This is a genomic window from uncultured Kushneria sp. (assembly GCF_947497025.1).
Lineage (GTDB): Bacteria > Pseudomonadota > Gammaproteobacteria > Pseudomonadales > Halomonadaceae > Kushneria.
Genome location: NZ_CANMFC010000006.1, coordinates 159,357 through 181,942, shown reverse-complemented (window position 1 = coordinate 181,942; position 22,586 = coordinate 159,357). Strand labels below are relative to the sequence as shown.

The following is a 22,586-nucleotide window of genomic DNA, read 5'->3' as shown; positions in this document are numbered from 1 at the left end:
ACTTATCGGCAACCGGCCGGACAGGATACTGCATGATCGCATTTCGCCAGCTCGAGCTCCAACGCGGCGGGGTCCCGCTGATCGAGTCCGCAGACTTCATGCTTTCGATGGGGCACCACGCCGGTATTGCGGGCGCCAACGGCACGGGCAAATCGAGCCTTTTCCAGTTGATTCTGGGGCAGCTGACGCCCGAGCGTGGCGAGATAGCGCTCAATGGCGGGGTGCGCATTGCCCACATGAGCCAGGAGATCGTGACGCTCTCGCGCAGCCTGACCGATTTCGTGCTTGACGGCGACCACGCCCTGCGCGAAACACAGGCAGCGCTGGAAGCCGCCCGCGAGGCCGGCGAGCACCACCGTGAGGCCGAGCTGCACGGCGCCATCGAGTCGCTGGATGGCTATACGGCCAGGGCCCGGGCCGAGCAGCTGCTGGTCGGCCTCGGCTTTGCCCAGCGCGATCTCGAGCGGCCGCTGTCGGATTTCTCTGGCGGCTGGCGCATGCGCGCCAATCTGGCGCAGACGCTGTTCAAGCCCTCGGATCTGATGCTGCTTGATGAGCCGACCAACCACCTGGATCTGGACGCGCTTTTGTGGCTTGAGCAGTGGCTGGTGCGCTATCCCGGCACGCTTTTATTGATCTCGCACGACCGCGATTTTCTCGATGCGGTGTGCGACCACATCGTGCATTTTGATCAGCGTCATGTGCAGCTTTATCGCGGCAACTTCACGACCTTTGAACGTACCCGCGCCGAGCGACTGGCCCAGCGCGAGGCCGAGCGCGAGAAACAGCAGGCCCGTCGCGCCGAAATCGAGGACTTCGTGCGCCGCTTTCGTGCCAAGGCGACCAAGGCCAAACAGGCCCAGAGCCGGCTCAAGATGCTCGAGCGCATGGAAGACATTGCGCCGCTGCGTGCCGAGTCACCGTTTCGCTTTCGTCTGCCCTGTTCTGACAAGGTGTCGCATCCGCTGTTGTCGATCGATCACGCCGCCATTGGCTATGGCGAAGCCCCGATCGTGGAAAACGTACGCCTGTCGCTGGCGCCCGGTAGTCGCATTGGTCTGCTGGGGCCGAACGGTGCGGGTAAATCAACGCTGATCAAGGCGCTGACCGGAGAGCTGGCACTGCTCAGGGGAGAGCGTACCGAGGGTGAGCATCTCGCGATCGGCTATTTCGCCCAGCATCAGCTCGACGCGCTGGATCTCAATGCCAGTGCCTTCACGCATGTTCAGCGCCTGTCGCCGCAGGCTTCCGAGCAGGTCATTCGCGATTTTCTGGGTGGTTTTGGTTTCCGTGGGGATGACGCCTTCGAGGTGATCACCCGCTTCTCGGGCGGCGAAAAGGCGCGTCTGGCGCTGGCATTGATTGCCTGGCAAAAGCCCAATCTGCTGCTGCTCGATGAGCCGACCAACCACCTGGACCTGGACATGCGCGATGCGCTGACCGAGGCGCTGGCCGCCTTTGACGGCGCCGTGCTGATCGTCTCGCACGATCGCCATCTGCTGCGGGCCAGTGTTGATGAGTTCTGGTGCGTGGCCGATGGCCGGGTCGCCGCCTTTGACGGCACGCTGGAGGACTACCGGCTGTGGCTGAAAAATCGCCTCACCGAAGCCGCCCGTGCGCCTGCCCTTGATCACGACGACACCGGCGCACCGAAAGAAGATCGCAAGGCTGCTCGGCGTGCAGCCGCGGAACTTCGCGAACAGCTCAAGCCTCTGAAGAAACAGCGTGACGCCGCCGAGAAGTCGATGGAAAAGGCGCAGGCAGCGCTTGAGGCGATCGAGGCACAGCTCTCGGATCCCGCTGTTTATGAAGCCGATCAGAAGGCGCGCCTGACCGAGCTGCTGCGTGAGCAGGGCGAGTGGAAGTCACGCCTTGAAAGCGATGAGCAGGCCTGGATGGAGGCCGAAGAGGCACTGGAAGAGATGCAGGCGCAGCTCACCGCTTCCTGAGGCGTGGGTTGGCAGATGCTGGCAGCGGTCTACACTGGGAGGGTTTCCATCGTAATCGGCTGACATCAGGGAGGAAAGATGCCCTACGATAATCGTGATGATATTCCGGACAGCGCGCGCAAGGTGCTGCCGCCGCATGCCCGCACCATCTACAAGGAAGCCTTCAACAGCGCCTGGGACGAGTATGACAAGCCCTCCGATCGCCGCGGGAATTCATCCCGCGAAGAGACGGCCCACGCGGTGGCCTGGAAGGCGGTCGAGTCGAAATATCAAAAGGGTGATGACGGCAAGTGGCATCCAAAGCACTGAAGGATGCCGTCTGATCAAACTGCGGGCCGTCACATGCGTGTGGCGGCCCGTTTTGCGTCCGGCTGCCCTGTATTGTGCTATTCGGCGTAGATCATCCTGCGCGTCATGCCGCCATCGACGGGAAAATGCTGACCGGTAATGAAGCCGGCCTCCGGGCCTGCCAGAAAGGCGACCAGAGCGGCGATGTCATCAGGATGGCCCACGCGGCCGACCGGATGCTGGTGGCGGTCGGTGTCACTGTGGGAAGGCGTCTCGCGATGGGCGGCCTTTTGATGCTCGCCGGTCTCGATCCAGCCGGGACAGATGGCATTGACGCGAATGTCCGGGCCAAGGCTTGTCGCCATCGCATGGGTCAGCGCCAGCAGGCCGCCCTTGCTGGCCGCATAACCTTCGCTTTCGGGCTCGGACTGCAGGGCCCGGGTCGAGGCCATGTGAATGATGGCCCCCTGCGTCGGGCGCAGCAGCGGGATCGCGGCACGCGAACAGAGAAAGGCGCCGGTGAGATGATTGTCCAGCCAGTGATGCCAGCGCTCGAGCGACAGCGACTCCAGCGGCCCGCAGTACGGGTCGGCCGGGCCTGCGTTATTGACCAGCAGATCCAGCCGGCCCCGCCAGTTTGCCGTGCGCTCAAAGGCTTCGTTGACGGCCGTTTCGTCGCTGACACTGGCGGTGATGGCCAGAAGGCTTGCCGGGACATGACGCTCGCGCATTTCCTGGACGGCTTCCTCATCGATATCGATGATCGCGACACACCAGCCGCGAGCGATGAGATAGTCGGTAATGCCGCGGCCGATGCCCTGCGCGCCGCCGGTGATCAGCGCTACGCGCGCCTCGGGTGAAGTGGAGATACTCATGGGTTCTGCCTGCTTGAGGGTTCGAAAGTGATCTGCTTTCCAGCCTTCAGCTTTCCAGCATGAACGTGACGGGACCATCGTTGATCAGCGAGACCTGCATGTCGGCGCCAAAGCGGCCGGTCTCGACGTTGGCGTGATCCCTGCGGGCGAGCTCGACCAGGTGATCGAACAGTCGCTCACCGTCGGCCGGAGACGCACCGTTGGAAAACCCGGGGCGCAGTCCCTTGCGGGTATCGGCCACCAGAGTGAACTGGGAGACCAGCAGCAGACCGCCTTCGACCGTTGAAAGCCCCAGATTCATGCGGCCCTGATCATTGCTGAAAATGCGATAGTTGAGCATCTTGTGCAAAAGCTTCTCGGCGCGCTCCGGGGTGTCATCGCGCTCGATACCGATCAGGGCCAGCAGCCCCTGATCGATGGTGCCAATGCGTTTGCCTTCCACCTGAACACTTGCCTGGCTGACCCGCTGAATCAGGGCTCGCATGGTCTCTCCATTGTCAATATCGTCGTTGGGGCCCGCGCCGCATTCGGCTACCAGGTGCGACAGAGCATCAGGTCGCCGCGGGTCTCGGTCAGCAGTCGCTCCAGCAGGCTGTCGGTAGAGCGTCCGATGCCGACGCGAATATGGCTGCCCAGTGCCAGCAGGTCGGGCGGCTGCTGGCGCAGTCGATCCAGCAGGACCTGAGAGGGGTCGCCCTGCTGCAGAACCAGCTCCAGATCGGGCCTGGCGTGCAGGTCGCTCATCAATCGCTCGGTTTCAAGTTCGAGCTGCTGGCGCAGGCGCTGACGCTCAAGATCGCGCCAGTGCTGGTAATTGGTGCCTTTGCAAAGCTCCATCGCCACCGGCATATCCCAGGCGTGCAACAGCGTCAGGCGCACGTTGGGAAAGCGCATCAGCACTTCCTTGAGGGTATGACGCGAGGCGAGTGAAAAGTCCACCGGCACCAGAATGTCCTGCCAGTCCGGCTCGCCGTCATGCGGGATACTGACCACCGGACAGGGTGCCCGGCGCATGACACGTGACAGGGTGGTGCCGCCAATCAGGTCCGGCTGGCCCTGCTTGCGATGGGTGCCCATGACAATCATCGAGGCGCTACGCTCGTAGGCCTCGCGGATGATTTCGGCATAGGGCACGCCGCTGACGATGTGAATCTCGGTAGCCGCCGGACGCTTTAATTCATGATGTTCACACAGCGTGTTCAGTGTCCGGTCGATCTCCTCCTCGATGGCATGGAACAGTGCCGGGAGGGTGTGCTCGGGCAGATAGGGGTCCACGACATGCAAAATGTCCAGGCGCGACTGACTGCGCTGAGACAGATGTAGCGCCCGCACAAGGGCTGCCTCACATTCATGGGAGAGATCAGTGGCCAGCAGCAGCGTCGTATTCATGGCTGAATCCTTGCCCGTTGATTAAGGGGGCACTTGCAGGTGTCGGTAATGGCAGGAGCACCGCTGAAATGATAGTGGTTGCCTGTCCCCACAGCTACCACCAGGCGTGAAAGTGATGGGCCGGCCCCTGGCCCTTGCCGACTTCCAGCCGCTCGGCAGCCTCCAGAGCCCGGGTCATGTAGGCCTTGGCCTGTCTGATGGCCTCGATCGGTGTGTCATGGCGCGGCAGCAGCGCCGCGATAGCGGACGCCAGTGTACATCCCGAGCCATGCAGTGAGCGGGTCCTGATGCGCTCTGCCTCCAGCCAGTGCGTTCCGTCAGGTGTCAGCACCAGGTCATTGCTGACACTGCCGACCAGATAACCGCCCTTGAGCACCACGATATCGCTGCCCAGCGCGCCAAGTCCTGGCAGCATCGCTTCCATGCCGTCATGGTTGGCGGGGATGTCAGTATTCAGCAGTACGGCCGCTTCCGGCAGATTGGGTGTAATGACGTCGGCCACCGGAATCAGCACGTCGCGCACGGCGTGAAAGCCGTCACGGTCCACCAGCATGTCGCCGCTTTTGGCCACCATCACCGGATCCAGCACAACATGCGCTGGTCGATAGCGCTCAATGAACTCCCGAATCAGCTGCGCCGTGGCAAGGTCGCTGACCATGCCGATCTTGACGCAATCGATGCCGATATCCTCGAACACGGCGTCAAGCTGGGCGCGAATCAGGGTCTGCGGCAGTGCCATGACCTCGCGAACGCCACAGGTGTTCTGGGCCAGTACCGCCGTCAGGACACTGGTGGTGTAGGCGCCCAGGGCGCTGGCTGTTTTGATATCAGCGGACTGCCCGGCACCACCACTGGGATCGGTACCGGCAATGGAGAGAAAACGGGTCGGGCGCATAAGGTGTCCAGAAGTTGTCAACGGCGTAGAGAAGGGCGTGAAACGGTTACAGCGTCCATGATATCGCGGTAGATAAAACTAAAGTCTAATATGGTATCGCAATATTTTGATTGGATACACGAAGGCTACAGGGGGAACATTCCAAAATCGACATCGAAAAAGCCGGTGACGGCATTGGCGAAATCCCGCATCGGCTTCTAATGTAACGATGGTGATCTCGAGGCTGACTTGACCTTCTGCAGTCGAGAATTTCCTGTCATTCGGGCAACCTGCTCCGGATGGTTGAATAACGAAAGCGCCAGACGATGCAATGTCGCTGGAGCAGACCAAGATGAGTGAGCGTCCATGGATCTGGCAGCGCAACTGGCTCAAAACTGGTCAGTCGGTGTTTTCATTGTCGCCGTACTGGCCCTGTGTACCTTTATGGTGACAGCTTCCGCCCTGCTCGGTGGTCGAGCATGGGGGCACAGGAAGGAAACGCCCTACGAGTCCGGTATCGTGCCGACCGGTAGTGCCCACCAGCGTTTCTCGGTCAAGTTCTACATGGTGGCCATGCTTTTTGTCATCTTTGATGTGGAAGCCCTTTATCTCTTTGGCTGGGCCATCTCCGTGCGTGAGACAGGCTGGACCGGGCTGGTGGGCGCCAGCGTATTTATCTTCATTTTGCTGGCCGGCCTGATCTATGACAGCCGTGTTGGCGCACTGGACTGGGTACCCAGACGCCGTGTGCAGCCGGATCGGATTCATCAGCCTGCCCAGCGTGATCATACCGACGACTGAGTAGTGGCAGGCATGCGCCTGCCGGCCGCCTGACACGGCTTCAGTACCGATCAATGACGTTTTCCGGGAGGACTCTGGATGTCCTACAAGCTTACGCGCATCGACCCTGATGCTCCCCAGAGCAGTCAGTATCCGGTCGGGGAGCGACGTATTGTTGATGACCCCATGGATGATCAGGTGCATCGCAATGTTTTCATGGGCAAGCTCGAAAACATCATGCACAACGTCGTCAACTGGGGGCGCAAGAACTCCCTGTGGCCCTATAACTTCGGCCTTTCCTGTTGCTACGTCGAAATGACCACGGCCTTTACCGCGCCGCATGACATTGCCCGCTTTGGTTCCGAGGTGCTGCGTGCCTCGCCCCGCCAGGCGGACGTGATGGTGATTTCGGGGACCTGCTTCATCAAGATGGCACCCATCATCCAGGAGCTTTACGACCAGATGCTGGAGCCCAAATGGGTCATCTCGATGGGATCGTGTGCCAATTCCGGCGGCATGTATGACATCTATTCGGTGGTACAGGGCGTCGACAAGTTTCTGCCCATCGACGTTTATATCCCGGGTTGCCCGCCACGGCCTGAAGCCTTCCTTCAGGGACTGCAGCTGTTGCAGGACTCCATCCAGCAGGAGCGTCGCCCGTTGACCTGGGTGGTGGGAGATCAGGGCGTCTACAAGGCGGAAATGCCCTCCCAGCGTGAAAAGCGACGCGATGAGCGTATCGCGGTCACCGAACTGCGTTCACCTGATGAAGTGTAACTACCGGCACATGGGTCACCGCAGGGCGAGCGGGTCCGGTTCACTGGCGATGGAAAATAACGGATGACGACCGAGATTTCACAGGCAGACGCTACAACCTTCGCCATTGTTGATGAGCTGAAGGCCCGCTTTGGCGAGGCGAACCTGGTGGTGCAGCCCACGCTGACCGGCATGCCGGTGGTATGGGTGGCGCGTGAGCAGCTCATCGAGGTCATGCGCTTCGTACAGCAGGTCAACAAGCCGTTTGTCATGCTCTATGACCTGCATGGCGTGGATGAGCGGCTGCGGATGCATCGACGCGGCCTGCCACCGGCGGATTTCACGGTCTTCTATCAGCTGATGTCGCTTGAGCGTAACAGCGAGCTGATGATCAAGGTGGCGCTGCATGAAGATGATCTGCGCGTCCCGACCCTGTGTCATGTCTATCTCAATGCCAACTGGTATGAGCGTGAAGTCTTTGACATGTTCGGCATCGAGTTCACGGGTCATCCCCACCTGACACGCATGCTGATGCCGCCGACCTGGAACGGGCATCCGCTGCGCAAGGATTACCCGGCCCGCGCGACCGAATTTGACCCCTATACGCTGACGATGGAGGGCCAGGACCGCGAGCAGGAAGCGCTGCGCTTCGATCCCGAAGCCTGGGGCATGAAGCGTCACAGCGGTGATACCGACTACATGTTCCTGAACCTGGGACCCAACCACCCCTCGGTGCACGGCGTGTTTCGCATTGCGCTGCAGCTGGACGGCGAAGAGGTGGTCGACTGTGTCCCGGACATCGGCTATCACCATCGTGGCGCCGAAAAGATGGCCGAGCGCCAGTCCTGGCACAGTTATATTCCCTACACTGACCGGATCGACTATACCGGCGGGGTCATGAACAACCTGCCCTATATCCTGGCCGTTGAGAAACTTGCCGGGATTACCGTCACGCCCCGGGCCGAAACCATCCGTGTGATGATGGCAGAGATGTTTCGCATCAACTCTCATCTGCTGTTTCTGGGCACCTTTCTGCAGGATCTGGGCGCCATGTCGCCGGTCTTTTATACCTTCAGCGACCGGCAGCGGGCCTATCATGTGATCGAGGCGATCACCGGGTTTCGCATGCACCCGGCGTGGTTTCGTATCGGCGGCGTGGCGCATGACCTGCCGCGCGGCTGGGACCGGCTGGTGCGCGAGTTTCTGGACTGGATGCCGCCACGGCTGGATGAATACGAACGCGCCATGATGGACAACTCGATCGTGCGCGAGCGTACGGTCGGCATTGCCACGCATACCACCGCCGAGGCACTGACCTGGGGCGTGACCGGCCCCAACCTGCGTGCCACCGGCCTCAAATACGATCTGAGAAAGGCCAGGCCCTACTCGGGTTATGAGCGTTTTGATTTCGACATTCCGGTGGGCACCAACGGCGACGTCTTCGATCGCGGCATGTTGCGCATCGAAGAAATGCGCCAGAGCCTTCGCATCATCGAGCAGTGTCTGAAAAACATGCCCGAGGGCGACTACAAGGCCGATCACCCGCTGACCACACCGCCGCCGCGCGACAAGATGCTTCAGCATATCGAAACGCTGATCACGCACTTTCTGCAGGTTTCCTGGGGGCCGGTACTCAAGGCCAACGAGTCGTTCCAGATGATCGAGGCGACCAAGGGGCTCAACAGTTATTACCTGACCAGCGATGGCAATACCATGAGCTATCGCACCCGAATTCGTACGCCCAGCTTTGCCCATCTTCAGCACATTCCGGCCGTTATCAACGGCGGGTTCGTGCCGGATCTGATCGCGCATCTGGGCAGCATCGACTTTGTAATGGCCGACGTGGATCGATAACCATGACCATGGATACTCCCGCAACCGGCAATACCCGCGCCAGCAAGGCCAGTCAGGGCAACCTGATTGCCAGTGTCGGGCGCACCGACGACTTCGAGCTCACTGATGAAGAGCGCTCTGAAATCGAGCATGAGATGGGGCACTACGAAAACCCGCGTGCCGCCTCCATCGGCGCGCTCAAGATCGTACAAAAGCGTCGTGGCTGGATCTCGGACGGCGCCGTGATCGCCATCAGCGACGTGCTGGGCATCCCCTCCAGTGACATCGAGGGGGTGGCGACCTTTTATAGCCTGATCTTTCGTCAGCCGGTCGGGCGCCACGTTATCCTGGTCTGTGACAGCAGCTCCTGCTTTCTGACCGGTCATGACGAACTTCGTGATGCCATCTCCAGCGAGCTGGGGATCAATCTGGGCCAGACCACCGGTGATGATCGGTTCACGATGCTGCCGGTGTGCTGTCTGGGGGCCTGCGACCGCGGGCCGGCGCTGATGATCAATGAGGACCTTCATGGACCGGTTGAGCCCGGCGACGTGTCGGCACTTCTGGAGCGCTATTCATGACCAGTCATCTCTTTTCCACCAGCACCAACGGCGAGACCCATCCGCTGACCTGGCGTCTGCGCGAGGATCGCGGCTATGTGGATCTGGCCGAATTTCAGCAAAAGGACGGCTACGAGGCCGTGCGCATCACGCTGCGGGACCTGTCGCCGGATGACCTGATCGAGAACATGAAGACCGCCAATCTGCGCGGTCGTGGCGGCGGTGGTTTCTCTGCCGGGGTCAAATGGAGCCTGACGGCGCGCGGCGATGACCATCCGCGGGGCTATATCGTCTGTAACGCCGACGAGATGGAGCCGGGCACCTTCAAGGACCGCATGCTGATGGAGGAGATCCCCCATCTGTTGATCGAGGGGATGATCCTGGCCGGCTACGCCAACAACGCGCGCATGGGCTACATCTTCCTGCGCGGCGAATACGTGCTGGCGGCCGAACGGATCGAGCGGGCGCTGAGCGAGGCTCGCGAGGCCGGCATCCTGGGGTCGAAGGTGTGCGGCAGCGACTTTGACTTCGATATCTTTTTGCACACCGGGGCCGGGCGCTACATCTGCGGGGAAGAGACCGCGCTGATCAATTCGCTGGAAGGTCGCCGTGCCAACCCGCGCTCCAAACCGCCCTTTCCGGGACAGAGCGGGGCGTGGGGCAAGCCCACCGTGGTCAACAACGTCGAGACGCTGTGTAACGTGCCGGCCATCGCCCTGCATGGAGGCGAGTGGTATCAGGCGCTGTCCGGCGGTCGCAGCGACGATGGCGGCACCAAGATCTTCGGCGTGTCCGGTCGGGTGAAACGACCCGGACTGGTGGAGCTGCCGATGGGCGTGACCGGCGCCGAGCTTCTCGATATGGCCGGCGGCATGCGTGACGGACTCGAGCTCAAGACCTGGCTGCCGGGCGGCGGCAGTACCGGCTTTCTGCTGCCGGAGCATCTCGAGCTGCCGCTGGAGTTCGGTGCCATCGGCAAGGCCGGCAGCCGTCTGGGTACCGGGCTGATGACCGTGGTGGCGCATAATCAGAGCGTGGTATCGCTGACCCGCAATCTCGAGGAGTTTTTCGCCCGCGAGTCCTGCGGCTGGTGCACGCCGTGTCGTGATGGGCTGCCCTGGAGCGTGAAACTGCTGCGCGCCATCGAGCGTGGTGAAGGCGAAGACGGCGATATCGACATGCTGATCTCGCTGGCCCATGACATCGGCCCCGGCAAGACATTCTGTGCTCATGCACCGGGTGCGGCGATGCCGCTGGAAACCGCTATCAAGCACTTCAGACACGAATTCGAAGCCGGCATCCGCCACCCGGCGCGCGAGGCACACGCCGAGCCGATACCGGTGGGTTCGGTATAGCCGTCGGATGCGGCACAACGTGTGAGATAACGATCAAGGTGCCCGGTGACCGCCGGGCCGTGACAGGCAAAAGGCAGGGTTCATGGCAACCATTCATGTAGACGGAAAGGACTACGAGGTCGACGGCAGTGATAATCTGCTGCACGCCTGCCTGTCGCTGGGCCTCGATATTCCCTATTTCTGCTGGCACCCGGCGCTGGGCAGCGTGGGCGCCTGCCGCCAATGCGCGGTCAAGCAGTACAAGGACGCCGACGACGAACGCGGTATGCTGGTCATGTCCTGCATGGCGCCGATCAAGGATGACTCGTACATCTCGATCGATGACGAGGAAGCAAAGGCCTTTCGCGCCAGCGTCGTCGAGTGGCTGATGACCAACCACCCCCATGACTGCCCGGTATGTGAAGAGGGTGGGCACTGTCATCTGCAGGACATGACGGTCATGACCGGCCACGACCGTCGTCGCTATCGCTTCAAGAAGCGCACGCACAAGAATCAGTATCTCGGCCCCTTCATCGGCCACGAGATGAACCGCTGCATTACCTGCTATCGCTGCGTGCGCTTTTACAAGGACTATGCCGGCGGCGAGGATCTGGGCGCGTTCGGTGCCCACGAGAACATCTATTTCGGCCGCACGGTCGACGGTACGCTGGAAAATGAATTCTCCGGCAACCTGACCGAGGTCTGTCCGACCGGCGTATTCACCGACCGTACCCACTCCGAGCACTACACGCGCAAGTGGGACATGCAGTTTGCCCCCAGCATCTGCCATCAGTGTTCCAGCGGCTGCAACACCAGCCCGGGCGAGCGCTATGGTGAGGTACGTCGGATCGAGAATCGCTACAACGGCGATGTGAACCACTATTTCCTGTGTGACCGCGGCCGCTTCGGCTATGGCTACGTCAACAGAGCCGATCGCCCGCAGCAGCCGACCCTGCGCGTCGATGACCGCGAACCGGAGCTCTTGACCGTCGATGGCGCGCTGGACCGGACAGCCGAGCGGCTCAAGGGCAGCTCCCGGGTCATCGGCATCGGCTCGCCGCGGGCCAGTCTGGAAAGCAACCATCTGCTGCGTGAAATGGTGGGCGCTGACAACTTCTCGACTGGTATCGCCCGCCGCGAGCTTGAGTGCCTCGAGTTGATCCAGACGCTCCAGCGCGAAGGGCACTGGTACATTCCGTCCATGCGCGAGATCGAGGACCACGACGCCGTCATCGTACTGGGCGAGGATCTGATCCAGAGTGCCGCACGCGTGGCGCTGGCCGTGCGTCAGGCAGCCAATGCTCTCGGGGAGGAGCTGGCCGAGGCCAACGGCATTCCGGCCTGGAATGCCAATGCGGTAAATACCCTGCGTCAGGAGCGTACCCGCCCGGTCTTCATTGCCTCCCTGACCGAGACGCGACTGGATGACATCGCTCGCGATACCTGGCACGGCGCGCCGGAAGAGATCGCCCGGCTGGGCCTGGAGCTGGCTCATGCGCTGGATGCTTCGGCACCGGCGGTTGAAGGGCTGGATGACACGGCGCTGGCCCTGGTCGAGTCCATGGCTGAGGCACTCAAGGGGGCCGAGCGGCCGCTGATCATTTCCGGTACCAGCCTTGGCAGTACCGCTGTCCTCAAGGCCGCGGCCAATCTGGCCCACGCGCTGAGCGCGGCCGGCAGAACGCCGTCCGTATCGCTGATCAGTGGTGAGGCCAACAGTACCGGCCTGACCATGCTGGGCGGTCACTCGCTTGAATGGGCGCTGGAAACCATGCAGGGCGGTGATGCGCGCGCAGATGCCGCCGTCATCCTGGAAAATGACCTTTATCAGCGACTGGCCAGCAGCACGGTCGATCAGGCATTGACTTCGCTTGAAACGCTGGTCGTGATTGATCATCAGCGCACGCCCACGCTTGAGCGTGCTCATCTGGCACTGCCGGCGGCGACCTTTGCCGAGGGTGATGGCACGCTGGTCAGCCATGAAGGGCGCGCCCAGCGCTTTTTCCAGGTCTATGACCCGAGCTACTACCGGCCCAACGACCTCACCCATGAAAGCTGGCGCTGGCTGCACGCGCTGCACACCACCATGGAAGGGCGCGGCGTCGACTGGACCCAGATTGACGATGTCACCGCCGACTGCGCGCGCGTGCATCCGGAGCTGGCCGGTATACGTGATGCCGCGCCCAGTGCCTCGTTTCGTATTCGCGGCCAGAAGCTGGCGCGCTCGCCGCACCGTTCGAGCGGACGCACGGCCATGCGCGCCAACCTGAGCGTGCACGAACCGCGTGCGCCGCAGGATGCCGACTCCGCCTTTGCCTTCTCGATGGAAGGCTACAGTGGCTATAGCGAGCCCCGGTCGCAGGTGGCCTTTGCCTGGGCGCCGGGCTGGAACTCGCCGCAGGCCTGGAACAAGTTCCAGGATGAGGTTGGTGGTCACCTGCGTGCCGGTGATCCGGGCGTTCGACTCTTTGATCAGCAACGCAGTGACACGCGCGCAAGCGACTGGTTTACCGACATTCCTCAGGACTTTGAGCCGCGTGACGACTGCTGGTACGTCGTCAGTCTGCCGCAACTTTTCGGTGGCGAGGAGATGTCGGCGCGCGCCGAGCCGATTCAGGAACGCATGAGTGAGACCTTCGTGGTGCTGGGCCAGGAGGATGCCGACCGCCTGGGCGTGACGCCGGGCGAGACGATCTATCTGCAGACTTCCGGGCATCAGCTGCATCTGCCGGTGCGCATCAGCCGCGAAATGCGCCCCGGTCTGATCGGTCTGCCGCATCTACCCGGCATTCCTCGGGGGCTTGCCGGTGAATGTGCCACCGTCACCCTGGAGGTCAGCGCATGAGCTGGATGAGTACCGATGTGCTGCTTGCCATCGTGGCAGGCGTTTTAAAGGCGATCGTGATTCTGCTGGCCGCCGTGCTGTCCGGCGCCTTTTTGACCGTCATCGAGCGGCGGCTGCTGGGGCTCTGGCAGGATCGCTACGGCCCCAACCGGGTCGGTATGTTCGGCTCGGCGCAGCTGATCGCGGACATGATCAAGATCTTTTTCAAGGAGGACTGGATCCCGCCCTTTGCCGATCGAAAGCTTTTCGTGCTGGCTCCGGCGATCGCCTTTGCCTCGTTGTTGCTGTCGTTTTTGATCATTCCCATCACCCCTACCTGGGGGGTGGCAGATCTCAATATCGGCATTTTGTTCTTCTTTGCCATGGCGGGGATCAACGTCTATGCCGTGCTCTTCGGCGGCTATGCCAGTGCCAACAAGTATGCGTTGATCGGTGCGATGCGCGCCTCTGCCCAGACCCTCTCCTATGAAGTGTTCATGGGCCTTTCATTGATGGGCATTGTGGTCATGACGGGCTCGTTCAACATGCGCGACATCGTCAACGGCCAGGAAGGGCTCTGGTATATCGTGCCGCAGTTCTTCGGCTTTCTGACCTTTCTGATTGCCGGCGTTGCCGTCACGCACCGTGCGCCCTTTGACCAGCCCGAGGCGGAGCAGGAGATTGCCGACGGTTACCACGTCGAGTATTCGAGCATGAAGTTCGGCATGTTCTTCATCGGCGAGTATGTGGGGATCGTACTGGTGTCGGCCCTGTTGACCACCCTGTTCATGGGCGGATGGCATGGGCCGCTGTTGCCACCGATTGTCTGGTTCCTGCTCAAGACGTCCTTTTTCGTCATGCTCTTCATTCTGGCACGCGCTGCATTGCCCCGTCCGCGCTATGACCGGGTGATGCAGTTCGGCTGGAAATTTTGTCTGCCGCTAACGCTTATCAATCTTCTGGTGACCGGCGTGGTCGTCCTGTTGACGACCTGATACCTGTCACCGAACAACGAACGAGGCAGAAAGCATGCTGCATTCGATCATCAAGGTAGTGACCGGTACCGGGACGCAGCTGCGCACCGGCTGGATGGTATTCAAGCATGCCTTCCACAAGCGCGAGACGGTCAACTACCCGGAAGAACAACCCTATCTGCCGCCGCGCTATCGCGGGCGCATCGTGCTGACGCGTGACCCCGATGGCGAGGAGCGCTGCGTGGCCTGCAATCTGTGTGCGGTGGCCTGTCCGGTCGCCTGCATCTCGCTGCAGAAGGGAGAGAAAGAAGATGGACGCTGGTATCCGGAGTTCTTTCGTATCAATTTCTCCCGCTGCATCTTTTGCGGTCTGTGTGAAGAGGCCTGTCCGACCTCGGCCATCCAGCTGACGCCCGATTTCGAGTTGGGGGAGTACAACCGTCAGGAGCTGGTCTTTGAAAAGCGGGACCTTCTGATTTCGGGCCCGGGCAAGGACCACAACTACAATTTCTATCGTGTCGCGGGACTGTCGGTGGCCGGCAAGCCCAAGGGCGCGGCGCAAAACGAGGCCGAGCCGGTCGACGTCAAAACGCTTCTGCCCTAGGGCGCAGGCAGTATCGGGGAGTTTGCCGTGGAAATTGCTTTTTATCTGGCCGCACTGGTCGCCATCGTTGCCACCTTTCGCGTCATCACGCACACCAATGCCGTGCATGCGCTGTTGTACCTGATCATCTCGCTGATGGCAGTGGCGGTCGTGTTCTACAGCCTCGGCGCACCCTTTGCCGCCGCGCTTGAGGTCATCGTTTATGCCGGGGCCATCATGGTGCTGTTCGTCTTTGTGGTCATGATGCTCAATCTGGGCAGTCAGACGGCCCATCAGGAGCGCCACTGGCTGGCGCCGCGCATCTGGATCGGCCCGTCGATCATGGCGGCACTGCTTCTGGCGGTACTGGTGTTCTCCTTCTGGCACGGCGGCGGCCTCGGCACGATCTCGGGCGAGGAGCTCAGCGCCAAGGAGGTCGGAACACAGATGTTCGGCCCCTATCTTCTGGCCGTGGAGCTTGCCGCGATGCTGCTTCTGGCGGCGCTGATCGCGGCATCCCACATCGGGCGCAACGACGATCCGCAGCTTGAGCGTGACATGAACGAAGCCGTGCAGCGCGCACCGGCAGGCAACGATGAAGGGGGGCAGGCATGAGCGGCATACCACTGGAGCATGGCATGGCGCTGGCCGCCATCCTTTTTGTGATGGGGCTTGCGGGGCTTCTGGTTCGGCGCAATCTGCTGTTCATCCTGATGAGTCTCGAGATCATGATGAACTCGGCAGGGCTGGCCTTTGTTGTGGCCGGCATGCACTGGGGCCAGCCCGATGGGCAGGTCATGTTCATTGCGATCATTACGCTGGCGGCAGCCGAGGCCAGTATCGGACTGGGCTTTCTGATCCAGCTGCAGCGCCGGTTCAAAACGCTTGATATTGATGCAGCCAGCGAGATGAAAGGATGAATATACTGTTCCTGACCCCCTTGTTCCCGCTGCTGGGCGCGCTTGTCCTGGCCTTCAATCCGCGCCTGCCCACCCGCCTGGCCGGTCTGGTCGGGGTGGGCTCGGTCGGTCTGTCGGCGCTGGTCATGGTCTGGCTCAACGTGGCCTTTTACAGCGGCGCCGATGAAGGCGTGACTCAGACGCTCTGGCAGTGGGTCGCGGTGGAAGACTTCCGGATGGGCTTTTCGCTGTATCTGGATGGTCTGTCGCTGACCATGATCAGCATCATCACCGGGGTCGGTTTTCTGATCCATCTGTTCGCGGCCTGGTACATGCGCGAGGATCTCGAAGGCGGTCCGGGCTTTGCGCGCTTTTTTGCCTACATGAACCTGTTCGTGTTCAGCATGCTGCTGCTGGTGCTAGGCGATAACCTCTTTTTGCTCTATCTGGGCTGGGAAGGGGTCGGGCTCTGCAGCTACCTGCTGATCGGCTACTACTTCGAGAGCGAGGACAATGCCTGGTGCGCCTTCAAGGCCTTTATCGTCACCCGCATCGGGGACGTGTTTCTGGCCATCGGCATGTTTTTGCTGTTTGCCCAGTTCGGCACGCTCAACATTCAGGAGCTGTCGCGTCTGGCGCCCGAGGCCTGGGGACGGGGCGATCTGATGGCTGAAGTGGCGGCGCTGATGCTGCTGGGTGGGGCGGTCGGCAAATCGGCGCAGCTGCCGCTGCAGACCTGGCTTGCCGATGCGATGGCCGGTCCCACACCGGTGTCAGCCCTGATCCACGCCGCCACCATGGTGACCGCGGGGGTGTATCTGATCGCTCGAACCCATGTGATTTTCGAGCTGGCCCCCATGACGCTCGAACTGGTGGGTCTGATCGGCATGCTGACGCTGTTGATTGCCGGGTTTGCGGCGCTGGCCCAGACCGATATCAAGCGCGTGCTGGCCTATTCCACCATGAGTCAGATCGGCTACATGTTTCTGGCGCTGGGCGTCCAGGCCTGGGATGTGGCGATCTTTCACCTGATGACGCACGCCTTTTTCAAGGCACTGCTCTTTCTCACCTCGGGCTCGGTCATCATCGCGTGTCACCACGAGCAGAACATCTTCAAAATGGGGGGGCTGCGCAAGACGCTCAAGCTGCCCTACGCCTGCTTTTTGATTGGCGGTGCGGCGCTGTCGGCCCTGCCGCTGATTTCGGCCGGCTTCTACTCCAAGGACGAGATCCTGTGGCTGGCCTTTGATCATGGCCATACCTGGCTGTGGCTCGGGGCGCTGTTCGGGGCCTTCCTGACCTCGGTCTATACCTTCCGCATGATCTTTATCGTGTTCCACGGGCGCGAGCAGATTCATCCGCATGCCGGTCGCGGACTGGCCCACCATGTGCCGCTGATCGTACTGGCGGTACTGTCCACCTTTGTCGGGGCGATGATTCATCCGCCGCTGGAAAATGTGCTGCCGGCAGGCCCGGATGGGCAGTACGGCCACAGTGTGAAGCTGATGCTCGAGATTCTGGCTGCCATTGTGGCCGTTGTGGGCGTTGGCATCGCCGCCGGGCTTTTCCTCGGCCGTCGCCGGCTGGTGAGCTCGCTTGCCCAAACGAAGGAAGGCGATCGGCTGTGGCGCTTTTTCAACAGCGCCTTTGCCTTTGACTGGTTCTACGACAAGGTGGTGGTCAGGCCATTTCTGTTCATCGCGCGACTGCATCGACGTGACTGGGTCAATAGCCTGATGAACCTCTGGCCGGGACTGGCCATGATGTTCAACGGGATCCTGTCCGATACCCAGAGCGGGCGGCTTCGCTGGTATGCCGCTGTCATGACCGGTGGCGCAATCGCCGTGCTGGTGCTTCTGCTACTGCTACTGCTATGAAGGGAGGTGACATGACCGAGCCGTTTCAATGCGGGGCAGTTGACCTGATGCCACCTGCGACAGATCACCGGGCTGCCCGGCTGCTTATGCCCACAATAACGATCAAGGATGCGATCACGCCATGATGTTGCCCTGGCTATTACTCATCCCCTTTATCGGGGGGCTGCTGTGCTGGCAGTTCGAGCTGATCAGACCCAATACGGCCATGCCGCGCTGGATTGCGCTGCTCTCCATGGTGGCGCTGCTGGTGATGGCACTGGTCATGTGGGTGAGCGGCGATTACAGCCTGTCGCAGGTGGTAGGCAATACGCCCGAATGGCAAAGCGAGTTCCGGCTGCCCTGGATCGATGCCTTCGGTATCACCTTCCATCTGGCACTCGATGGCCTGTCGCTGATCATGATCACCCTGACCGGCATTCTGGGGATTCTGGCCGTGGTCTGCTCCTGGAAGGAGATCGATCGGCGCATCGGTTTTTTCCACCTCAACCTGATGTGGGTCATCGGCGGGGTCGTCGGTGTCTTTCTGGCCATCGACCTTTTCCTGTTTTTCTTCTTCTGGGAAATGATGCTGGTGCCGATGTACTTCCTGATCGCCCTGTGGGGGCATGAGTCGGAAGGCAAGTCGCCGGTGTCGGCCGCCATCAAGTTCTTTATCTATACCCAGGCCTCCGGGCTTTTGATGCTGGTCTCCATTCTGGGGCTGGTGTTCATGCACTATACCCAGACCGGCGTGTTCTCCTTTGATTACGCCATCCTGCGTGAGACACCGGTGACCGGGGTCATGTCATGGATATTGATGCTCGGTTTCTTTATTGCCTTTGCCGTCAAGCTGCCGGTGGTGCCGCTGCATGGCTGGCTGCCGGATGCTCATGCTCAGGCGCCAACGGCGGGCAGTGTGGATCTGGCCGGTATTCTGCTCAAGACGGCAGCCTATGGCCTTTTGCGTTTTGCGCTGCCGCTGTTTCCTGAAGCGTCACAGGCCTTTGCGCCCATTGCGATGACGCTGGGGCTGGTCGGTATCTTCTATGGCGGCGTGCTGGCGTTCTCCCAGACCGACATCAAGCGGCTGATTGCCTGTTCCAGTATTTCCCACATGGGCTTTGTCCTGATCGGTATCTACTCCGGTACGCTGCTGGCGCTGCAGGGCGTCATTTTGCAGATGGTGGCGCACGCCTTCTCGGCGGCCGGGCTTTTCATGATCAGCGGCCAGCTCTACGAGCGCCTGCACACTCGTGACATGCGCCAGATGGGCGGGCTGTTCGGCCGTCTGGGTGCGCTGCCGGGGTTTGCACTGGCCTTTGTGATGGCGTCTCTCGGCATGCCGGGCACCGGTAATTTCATCGGCGAGTTTCTGATCCTGTTCGGCGCCTTCGATGTGGTGCCCTGGGTCGTGGTGGTGGCCAGTGGCGGCCTGGTGCTGTCAGCCGTCTACTCGCTGATTCTGATGCATCGGGTCTACTGGGGGCCGCCGCGGGAGAAAACGACCATTGCCCGTCTGGATGGCCGCGAGTACGCCATGCTGCTGGGCACGCTGGTGCTGACCATTGCGCTGGGCCTGTATCCTCAGGTGGTGCTCGATATTTCGCAGGGCGCGATGCATGAAGTGCGTCACTGGTTTGCTGTTTCACCTTCGTTTGCGGGCTGAGCCGACATGAATCTGACCCTGTCACATCTGATCGCCCTGTTACCGCTTCTGATCGTCTGCGCCACGGTCATCGTGGTGATGCTGGGCATTGCTTGGCGTCGCCATCACGTGGTGACCGCCACCCTGACCACGATCGGGCTCAATGCCGCGCTGTTCTCGCTGCTGGCGGTGCTGACGGTCACGCCGATTCGCGTGTCGCCGCTGCTTCTGATTGATAACCATGCCGTGCTCTACATGGCGTTGATCATGATTGCGGGGCTGGCCTCCACAACGCTGGCGCATGCCTATCTGGAAGGGTTCGACGACCAGAAGGAGGAGTTCTACATGCTGCTGGGCTGCTCGGTACTGGGCGGTCTGACCATGGTGGCCAGCGACCATCTGCTGTCGCTGTTTTTCGGGCTCGAGCTTTTGAGCGTGCCGCTCTACGGCATGGCCGCCTATGCCTTTCGCACCCGGCTGTCGCTGGAGTCCGGCATCAAGTACATGGTGCTGTCCGCGGCGGCTTCGGCCTTTCTGCTCTTTGGCATGGCGCTTTTGTATGCCGAGTCCGGTTCGCTGGCCTTTGCCGATCTGGGCGCGCGTCTGACCGAAGGCGGGGGGCACGCCAGCTGGCTGTTGATGGGCATTGGCATGATGGTGATCGCGATGGCCTTCAAGCTGTCGCTGGTGCCGTTTCATCTCTGGACGGCGGATGTCTATGAAGGTGCCCCGGCCCCGGTGACCGCCTTTCTGGCCACGGTCAGCAAGGTTGCCGTCTTTGCGCTTTTGATGCGCCTGTTCATGAGCGCGCCGGTCACTGACATGGCCAGTCTGCATACCACGGTGGCCGTGATTGCGTTTTTGTCGATGGTGGTCGGCAATCTCATGGCGCTGCGTCAGGACAACATCAAGCGTCTGATGGGCTACTCCTCCATTGGCCACATGGGGTATCTGTTGACCGTGGTGGTGGCCAGCGACGACATGGCGCTTCTGACCACCGGCATCTATCTGATCACCTATGTGGCCACGACGCTGGCCGCCTTCGGGGTGATTGCGCTGGTATCGAGCCCCTGGCAGGGCAGCGATGTCTCCTCATTGAAGTTCTATCGCGGTCTGTTCTGGCGTCGCCCCTATCTGGCGGCCGTCATGACGGTGATGATGCTGTCACTGGCCGGCATTCCGATGACGGCGGGTTTCATCGGCAAGTTCTACGTGCTGGCCACCGGCGTTGAGTCGCAGCTGTGGTGGCTGGTGGCCGGTGTGATCATCGGCAGTGCCATCAGTCTCTATTACTATCTGCGTGTCATGGTCATGCTCTATCTTCAACCCACCGAGACGGAAGAGTACGACGCTTCCAGCGACTGGGGGCAGCGGGCCGGCGGCATCATGGTGATCCTGCTGGCTCTGGCGGTGTTGATCCTGGGGGTTTACCCGCAGCCAATGATCATGCTGGTCAGCGGCGCCACGCCGGGCTGAGCATTCATGGTTTCATTGGCCATGCGAAAGCGCCCCATCCGAGAGGATGGGGCGCTTTGTCGTGCCGGGCCTGGAAAGGGTCTGCGATCGTCAGCGCACGCTCTGAGGGGTAGTGCCCCCAAGCCTTGCGATGGAAATGCTGCGCGCACACGGCAGCGGCAGGGTGACTTCCACGGCCAGCGGCAAGTGATCGGAATAAAGCGGTGGCAGGGCGCGCAGGTGGTTCATCTTCAGCGATGGCGACACCACAATGTGATCCAGCGCGCGGGTGGGCTGCCAGGCCGGATAGCTGGGGATGCCGTGGCCCTGTTCAAGAGAGAGTGCGCGGGAAAAGCGCGAGTGTGATTTGAGCTTGTCATGGGTGCAGTTCAGATCACCCATGATGATCACGTTCTTGAGCGGGGCCACCAGCTCACTGATGTAGTCCAGCTGAAGGTTCTGGGTACGCGTGCCCAGCGCCAGGTGCAGCACGAAAAGGTGCAGCGCCTCGGGGCCTTCTCCGAAACGGATGTGCATGGCGCCGCGGCCCTTGGGGCCAGGCAGGCGATGATTGTCGGTGTGGCTGATGGCCAGACGGCTGAGCAGGCCGTTGCTGTGCTTGGCGAAGCGGCCGAAATCCCGGTTAAGCTGCTGCGAGGCGTAGGGAAAGCCGGCCTGCGCGGCCAGATACTCGACGTGATTGATATTGCTTGAGCGAAAGCTGCCGCCATCCACTTCCTGCAGTCCGACGAGGTCGAACTCCCGGAAGGTGTCACACATTACATCAAGGCGGCTGGCGCGGCCTCGGTGGGGCAGGAAATGCTGCCAGCTTCGCGTCACGTAGTGATGGTAGGCATGTGTGTGAATGCCGACCTGCATGTTGAAGGTGAGCAGCTTCAGAGACGTGATGCGTTCGCTTTGACTATCGTCCTGCATTCAATATTCCGGTTGGCAAGGCAGGAAGGCCCGATACAGGACGTATCGGGCCGCCGGCACAGAGCATCAATTATGAATCAATTGGTGCTTTGTGCCTCTTTTTCCTGACGCGTCTTCTCGATCAGGGCCTCAGCGATTTTCGGCATATTGTCCAGGCCGTTGGCCGAGCGTGGGGTAATGACGTACTGACCATCAACGATCAGAGCCGGCACGCCCATCAGCTTGTAGGCCTTCATGCGGGCATTGGCCTGGTTGAGCTGGCTTTTGACGCCAAAGGAGTTGAGGGCCTTGAGGGCCTCTTCCTTGCTGACGCCATAGTTTGTGAAGAACTCGGCGATCTCGTCATCCTCGGTCATGCGATGTCCATCCTTCTGGATGGCGTCAAAGAAATCGCGATGAAACTGCGTGTTGAAAATGCCCAGCTCGCGTGCGGCGTAGTAGGCCGTGGCATGGCGCAGCCAGACCTTGCCCATGGTCGCCGGCAGACGCTCGAAGGTGACATCGTCGGGCAGGGTATCCACCCAGGACTCCAGCGGTTCTTCAAGGGCATAGCAGTGCGGGCAGCCATACCAGAACACTTCGGTCACGCCGATCTGGCCTTCCGGCAGGTCACTCGATACCGGTTTATCGAGCACCTCGTAATCCTGCCCGGCCACCGGTTCGGCCGCCATGGCCATGCCTGACAGACCACAAACGGCAACGGCGGCCATCAGCCAGCGGGCGCCTGGAATATGCTTTGGCTTCACAATGTCACTCCCTGAACAGCAAATATGGTT

At 61.2% G+C, this 22,586-nt stretch carries 21 protein-coding genes; 15 read left to right on the top strand and 6 right to left on the bottom strand.

Annotated elements, in window-relative coordinates; translation table 11 throughout:
* Positions 1-32 precede the first annotated feature (32 nt).
* Both Q0931_RS12580 and Q0931_RS12575 read left to right on the top strand, forming a co-directional pair.
* The gene (locus Q0931_RS12580; protein WP_299260778.1) at positions 33-1,949 is read left to right on the top strand and encodes an ATP-binding cassette domain-containing protein; all 1,917 of its coding nucleotides are present in this window, start codon (positions 33-35) and stop codon (positions 1,947-1,949) included.
* A 78-nt stretch (positions 1,950-2,027) separates the two neighbouring features.
* The gene (locus tag Q0931_RS12575; protein WP_299260776.1) at positions 2,028-2,258 is read left to right on the top strand and encodes a ChaB family protein; all 231 of its coding nucleotides are present in this window, start codon (positions 2,028-2,030) and stop codon (positions 2,256-2,258) included.
* Positions 2,259-2,335: 77 nt separating this feature from the next.
* Here Q0931_RS12575 and Q0931_RS12570 read toward each other — a convergent pair whose 3' ends face one another.
* The 4 genes from Q0931_RS12570 to thiD form a co-directional block, all read right to left on the bottom strand.
* A complete protein-coding gene (locus tag Q0931_RS12570; RefSeq protein ID WP_299260774.1) occupies positions 2,336-3,112 on the bottom strand; it encodes an SDR family oxidoreductase in 777 nt (258 codons plus the stop codon).
* A gap of 46 nt (positions 3,113-3,158) precedes the next feature.
* Positions 3,159-3,596, bottom strand: a complete 438-nt coding sequence (gene dtd / locus Q0931_RS12565) for a D-aminoacyl-tRNA deacylase (protein WP_299260772.1) — start codon at positions 3,594-3,596, stop codon at positions 3,159-3,161.
* A gap of 47 nt (positions 3,597-3,643) precedes the next feature.
* Positions 3,644-4,501, bottom strand: a complete 858-nt coding sequence (locus tag Q0931_RS12560; RefSeq protein ID WP_299260770.1) for a universal stress protein — start codon at positions 4,499-4,501, stop codon at positions 3,644-3,646.
* A 94-nt stretch (positions 4,502-4,595) separates the two neighbouring features.
* On the bottom strand, positions 4,596-5,396 hold the full coding sequence (thiD, locus tag Q0931_RS12555; RefSeq protein WP_299260768.1) for a bifunctional hydroxymethylpyrimidine kinase/phosphomethylpyrimidine kinase: 801 nt from the start codon (positions 5,394-5,396) through the stop codon (positions 4,596-4,598).
* Between the two features lie 345 nt (positions 5,397-5,741).
* Between thiD and Q0931_RS12550 the strand changes: the two genes are divergently transcribed.
* The 13 genes from Q0931_RS12550 to nuoN all read left to right on the top strand — a co-directional run bounded on the left by Q0931_RS12550 (position 5,742) and on the right by nuoN (position 20,895).
* Positions 5,742-6,176: an NADH-quinone oxidoreductase subunit A gene (locus Q0931_RS12550; protein WP_299260767.1), complete on the top strand. Its 435-nt coding sequence runs from the start codon at positions 5,742-5,744 to the stop codon at positions 6,174-6,176.
* Positions 6,177-6,254: 78 nt separating this feature from the next.
* Entirely contained in the window at positions 6,255-6,932 is a 678-nt protein-coding gene (locus tag Q0931_RS12545; RefSeq protein ID WP_086621476.1) for an NADH-quinone oxidoreductase subunit B family protein, read from the top strand.
* Positions 6,933-6,995: 63 nt separating this feature from the next.
* Positions 6,996-8,765, top strand: a complete 1,770-nt coding sequence (gene nuoC, locus Q0931_RS12540; RefSeq protein WP_299260764.1) for an NADH-quinone oxidoreductase subunit C/D — start codon at positions 6,996-6,998, stop codon at positions 8,763-8,765.
* 62 nt (positions 8,766-8,827) lie between these two features.
* Positions 8,828-9,325: an NADH-quinone oxidoreductase subunit NuoE gene (gene nuoE / locus Q0931_RS12535; protein ID WP_299261005.1), complete on the top strand. Its 498-nt coding sequence runs from the start codon at positions 8,828-8,830 to the stop codon at positions 9,323-9,325.
* Positions 9,322-10,659 (top strand): NADH-quinone oxidoreductase subunit NuoF, encoded by a 1,338-nt coding sequence (gene nuoF / locus Q0931_RS12530; protein ID WP_299260762.1) that lies wholly within the window; start codon positions 9,322-9,324, stop codon positions 10,657-10,659. Before nuoE ends, nuoF begins: the two co-directional genes overlap by 4 nt.
* A gap of 82 nt (positions 10,660-10,741) precedes the next feature.
* Positions 10,742-13,483 carry an NADH-quinone oxidoreductase subunit NuoG gene (nuoG, locus tag Q0931_RS12525; RefSeq protein ID WP_299260760.1) on the top strand — a complete coding sequence of 914 codons (2,742 nt, stop codon included), beginning with the start codon at positions 10,742-10,744 and terminating at the stop codon, positions 13,481-13,483.
* Positions 13,480-14,457 carry an NADH-quinone oxidoreductase subunit NuoH gene (gene nuoH / locus Q0931_RS12520; RefSeq protein ID WP_299260758.1) on the top strand — a complete coding sequence of 326 codons (978 nt, stop codon included), beginning with the start codon at positions 13,480-13,482 and terminating at the stop codon, positions 14,455-14,457. The genes nuoG and nuoH overlap by 4 nt, the downstream gene beginning before the upstream one ends.
* A 34-nt stretch (positions 14,458-14,491) precedes the next feature.
* Positions 14,492-15,040 (top strand): NADH-quinone oxidoreductase subunit NuoI, encoded by a 549-nt coding sequence (gene nuoI / locus Q0931_RS12515; protein ID WP_299260756.1) that lies wholly within the window; start codon positions 14,492-14,494, stop codon positions 15,038-15,040.
* Positions 15,041-15,067: 27 nt separating this feature from the next.
* On the top strand, positions 15,068-15,634 hold the full coding sequence (nuoJ, locus tag Q0931_RS12510) for an NADH-quinone oxidoreductase subunit J (RefSeq protein ID WP_299260754.1): 567 nt from the start codon (positions 15,068-15,070) through the stop codon (positions 15,632-15,634).
* A complete protein-coding gene (nuoK, locus tag Q0931_RS12505) occupies positions 15,631-15,939 on the top strand; it encodes an NADH-quinone oxidoreductase subunit NuoK (protein WP_299260752.1) in 309 nt (102 codons plus the stop codon). Before nuoJ ends, nuoK begins: the two co-directional genes overlap by 4 nt.
* Positions 15,936-17,795: an NADH-quinone oxidoreductase subunit L gene (gene nuoL, locus Q0931_RS12500; RefSeq protein WP_299260750.1), complete on the top strand. Its 1,860-nt coding sequence runs from the start codon at positions 15,936-15,938 to the stop codon at positions 17,793-17,795. The genes nuoK and nuoL overlap by 4 nt, the downstream gene beginning before the upstream one ends.
* A 121-nt stretch (positions 17,796-17,916) precedes the next feature.
* Positions 17,917-19,440 (top strand): NADH-quinone oxidoreductase subunit M, encoded by a 1,524-nt coding sequence (gene nuoM, locus Q0931_RS12495; protein ID WP_299260748.1) that lies wholly within the window; start codon positions 17,917-17,919, stop codon positions 19,438-19,440.
* A gap of 6 nt (positions 19,441-19,446) precedes the next feature.
* Positions 19,447-20,895, top strand: coding sequence for an NADH-quinone oxidoreductase subunit NuoN (gene nuoN, locus Q0931_RS12490; protein ID WP_299260746.1), 1,449 nt, complete (start codon positions 19,447-19,449; stop codon positions 20,893-20,895).
* A gap of 90 nt (positions 20,896-20,985) precedes the next feature.
* On the opposite strand, the gene Q0931_RS12485 is transcribed toward nuoN, so the two are convergent.
* Positions 20,986-21,810, bottom strand: a complete 825-nt coding sequence (locus tag Q0931_RS12485; protein WP_299260744.1) for an endonuclease/exonuclease/phosphatase family protein — start codon at positions 21,808-21,810, stop codon at positions 20,986-20,988.
* A 77-nt stretch (positions 21,811-21,887) separates the two neighbouring features.
* On the bottom strand, positions 21,888-22,520 hold the full coding sequence (locus Q0931_RS12480; RefSeq protein WP_299261003.1) for a thiol:disulfide interchange protein DsbA/DsbL: 633 nt from the start codon (positions 22,518-22,520) through the stop codon (positions 21,888-21,890).
* Positions 22,521-22,586: the final 66 nt, after the last annotated feature.

Bases quoted from the DNA above. Each gene is read 5' to 3' on its own strand.
- Q0931_RS12580 (WP_299260778.1), top strand. From the start codon at position 33: ATGATCGCATTTCGCCAGCTCGAGCTCCAACGCGGCGGGGTCCCGCTG.
- Q0931_RS12485 (WP_299260744.1), bottom strand. From the start codon at position 21,810: ATGCAGGACGATAGTCAAAGCGAACGCATCACGTCTCTGAAGCTGCTC.
- nuoH (WP_299260758.1), top strand. From the start codon at position 13,480: ATGAGCTGGATGAGTACCGATGTGCTGCTTGCCATCGTGGCAGGCGTT.
- nuoK (WP_299260752.1), top strand. From the start codon at position 15,631: ATGAGCGGCATACCACTGGAGCATGGCATGGCGCTGGCCGCCATCCTT.
- nuoI (WP_299260756.1), top strand. From the start codon at position 14,492: ATGCTGCATTCGATCATCAAGGTAGTGACCGGTACCGGGACGCAGCTG.
- Q0931_RS12570 (WP_299260774.1), bottom strand. From the start codon at position 3,112: ATGAGTATCTCCACTTCACCCGAGGCGCGCGTAGCGCTGATCACCGGC.
- nuoC (WP_299260764.1), top strand. From the start codon at position 6,996: ATGACGACCGAGATTTCACAGGCAGACGCTACAACCTTCGCCATTGTT.
- nuoM (WP_299260748.1), top strand. From the start codon at position 17,917: ATGATGTTGCCCTGGCTATTACTCATCCCCTTTATCGGGGGGCTGCTG.
- nuoN (WP_299260746.1), top strand. From the start codon at position 19,447: ATGAATCTGACCCTGTCACATCTGATCGCCCTGTTACCGCTTCTGATC.
- nuoL (WP_299260750.1), top strand. From the start codon at position 15,936: ATGAATATACTGTTCCTGACCCCCTTGTTCCCGCTGCTGGGCGCGCTT.
- Q0931_RS12545 (WP_086621476.1), top strand. From the start codon at position 6,255: ATGTCCTACAAGCTTACGCGCATCGACCCTGATGCTCCCCAGAGCAGT.
- nuoF (WP_299260762.1), top strand. From the start codon at position 9,322: ATGACCAGTCATCTCTTTTCCACCAGCACCAACGGCGAGACCCATCCG.
- Q0931_RS12480 (WP_299261003.1), bottom strand. From the start codon at position 22,520: ATGGCCGCCGTTGCCGTTTGTGGTCTGTCAGGCATGGCCATGGCGGCC.
- thiD (WP_299260768.1), bottom strand. From the start codon at position 5,396: ATGCGCCCGACCCGTTTTCTCTCCATTGCCGGTACCGATCCCAGTGGT.
- Q0931_RS12560 (WP_299260770.1), bottom strand. From the start codon at position 4,501: ATGAATACGACGCTGCTGCTGGCCACTGATCTCTCCCATGAATGTGAG.
- Q0931_RS12575 (WP_299260776.1), top strand. From the start codon at position 2,028: ATGCCCTACGATAATCGTGATGATATTCCGGACAGCGCGCGCAAGGTG.
- dtd (WP_299260772.1), bottom strand. From the start codon at position 3,596: ATGCGAGCCCTGATTCAGCGGGTCAGCCAGGCAAGTGTTCAGGTGGAA.
- Q0931_RS12550 (WP_299260767.1), top strand. From the start codon at position 5,742: ATGGATCTGGCAGCGCAACTGGCTCAAAACTGGTCAGTCGGTGTTTTC.
- nuoG (WP_299260760.1), top strand. From the start codon at position 10,742: ATGGCAACCATTCATGTAGACGGAAAGGACTACGAGGTCGACGGCAGT.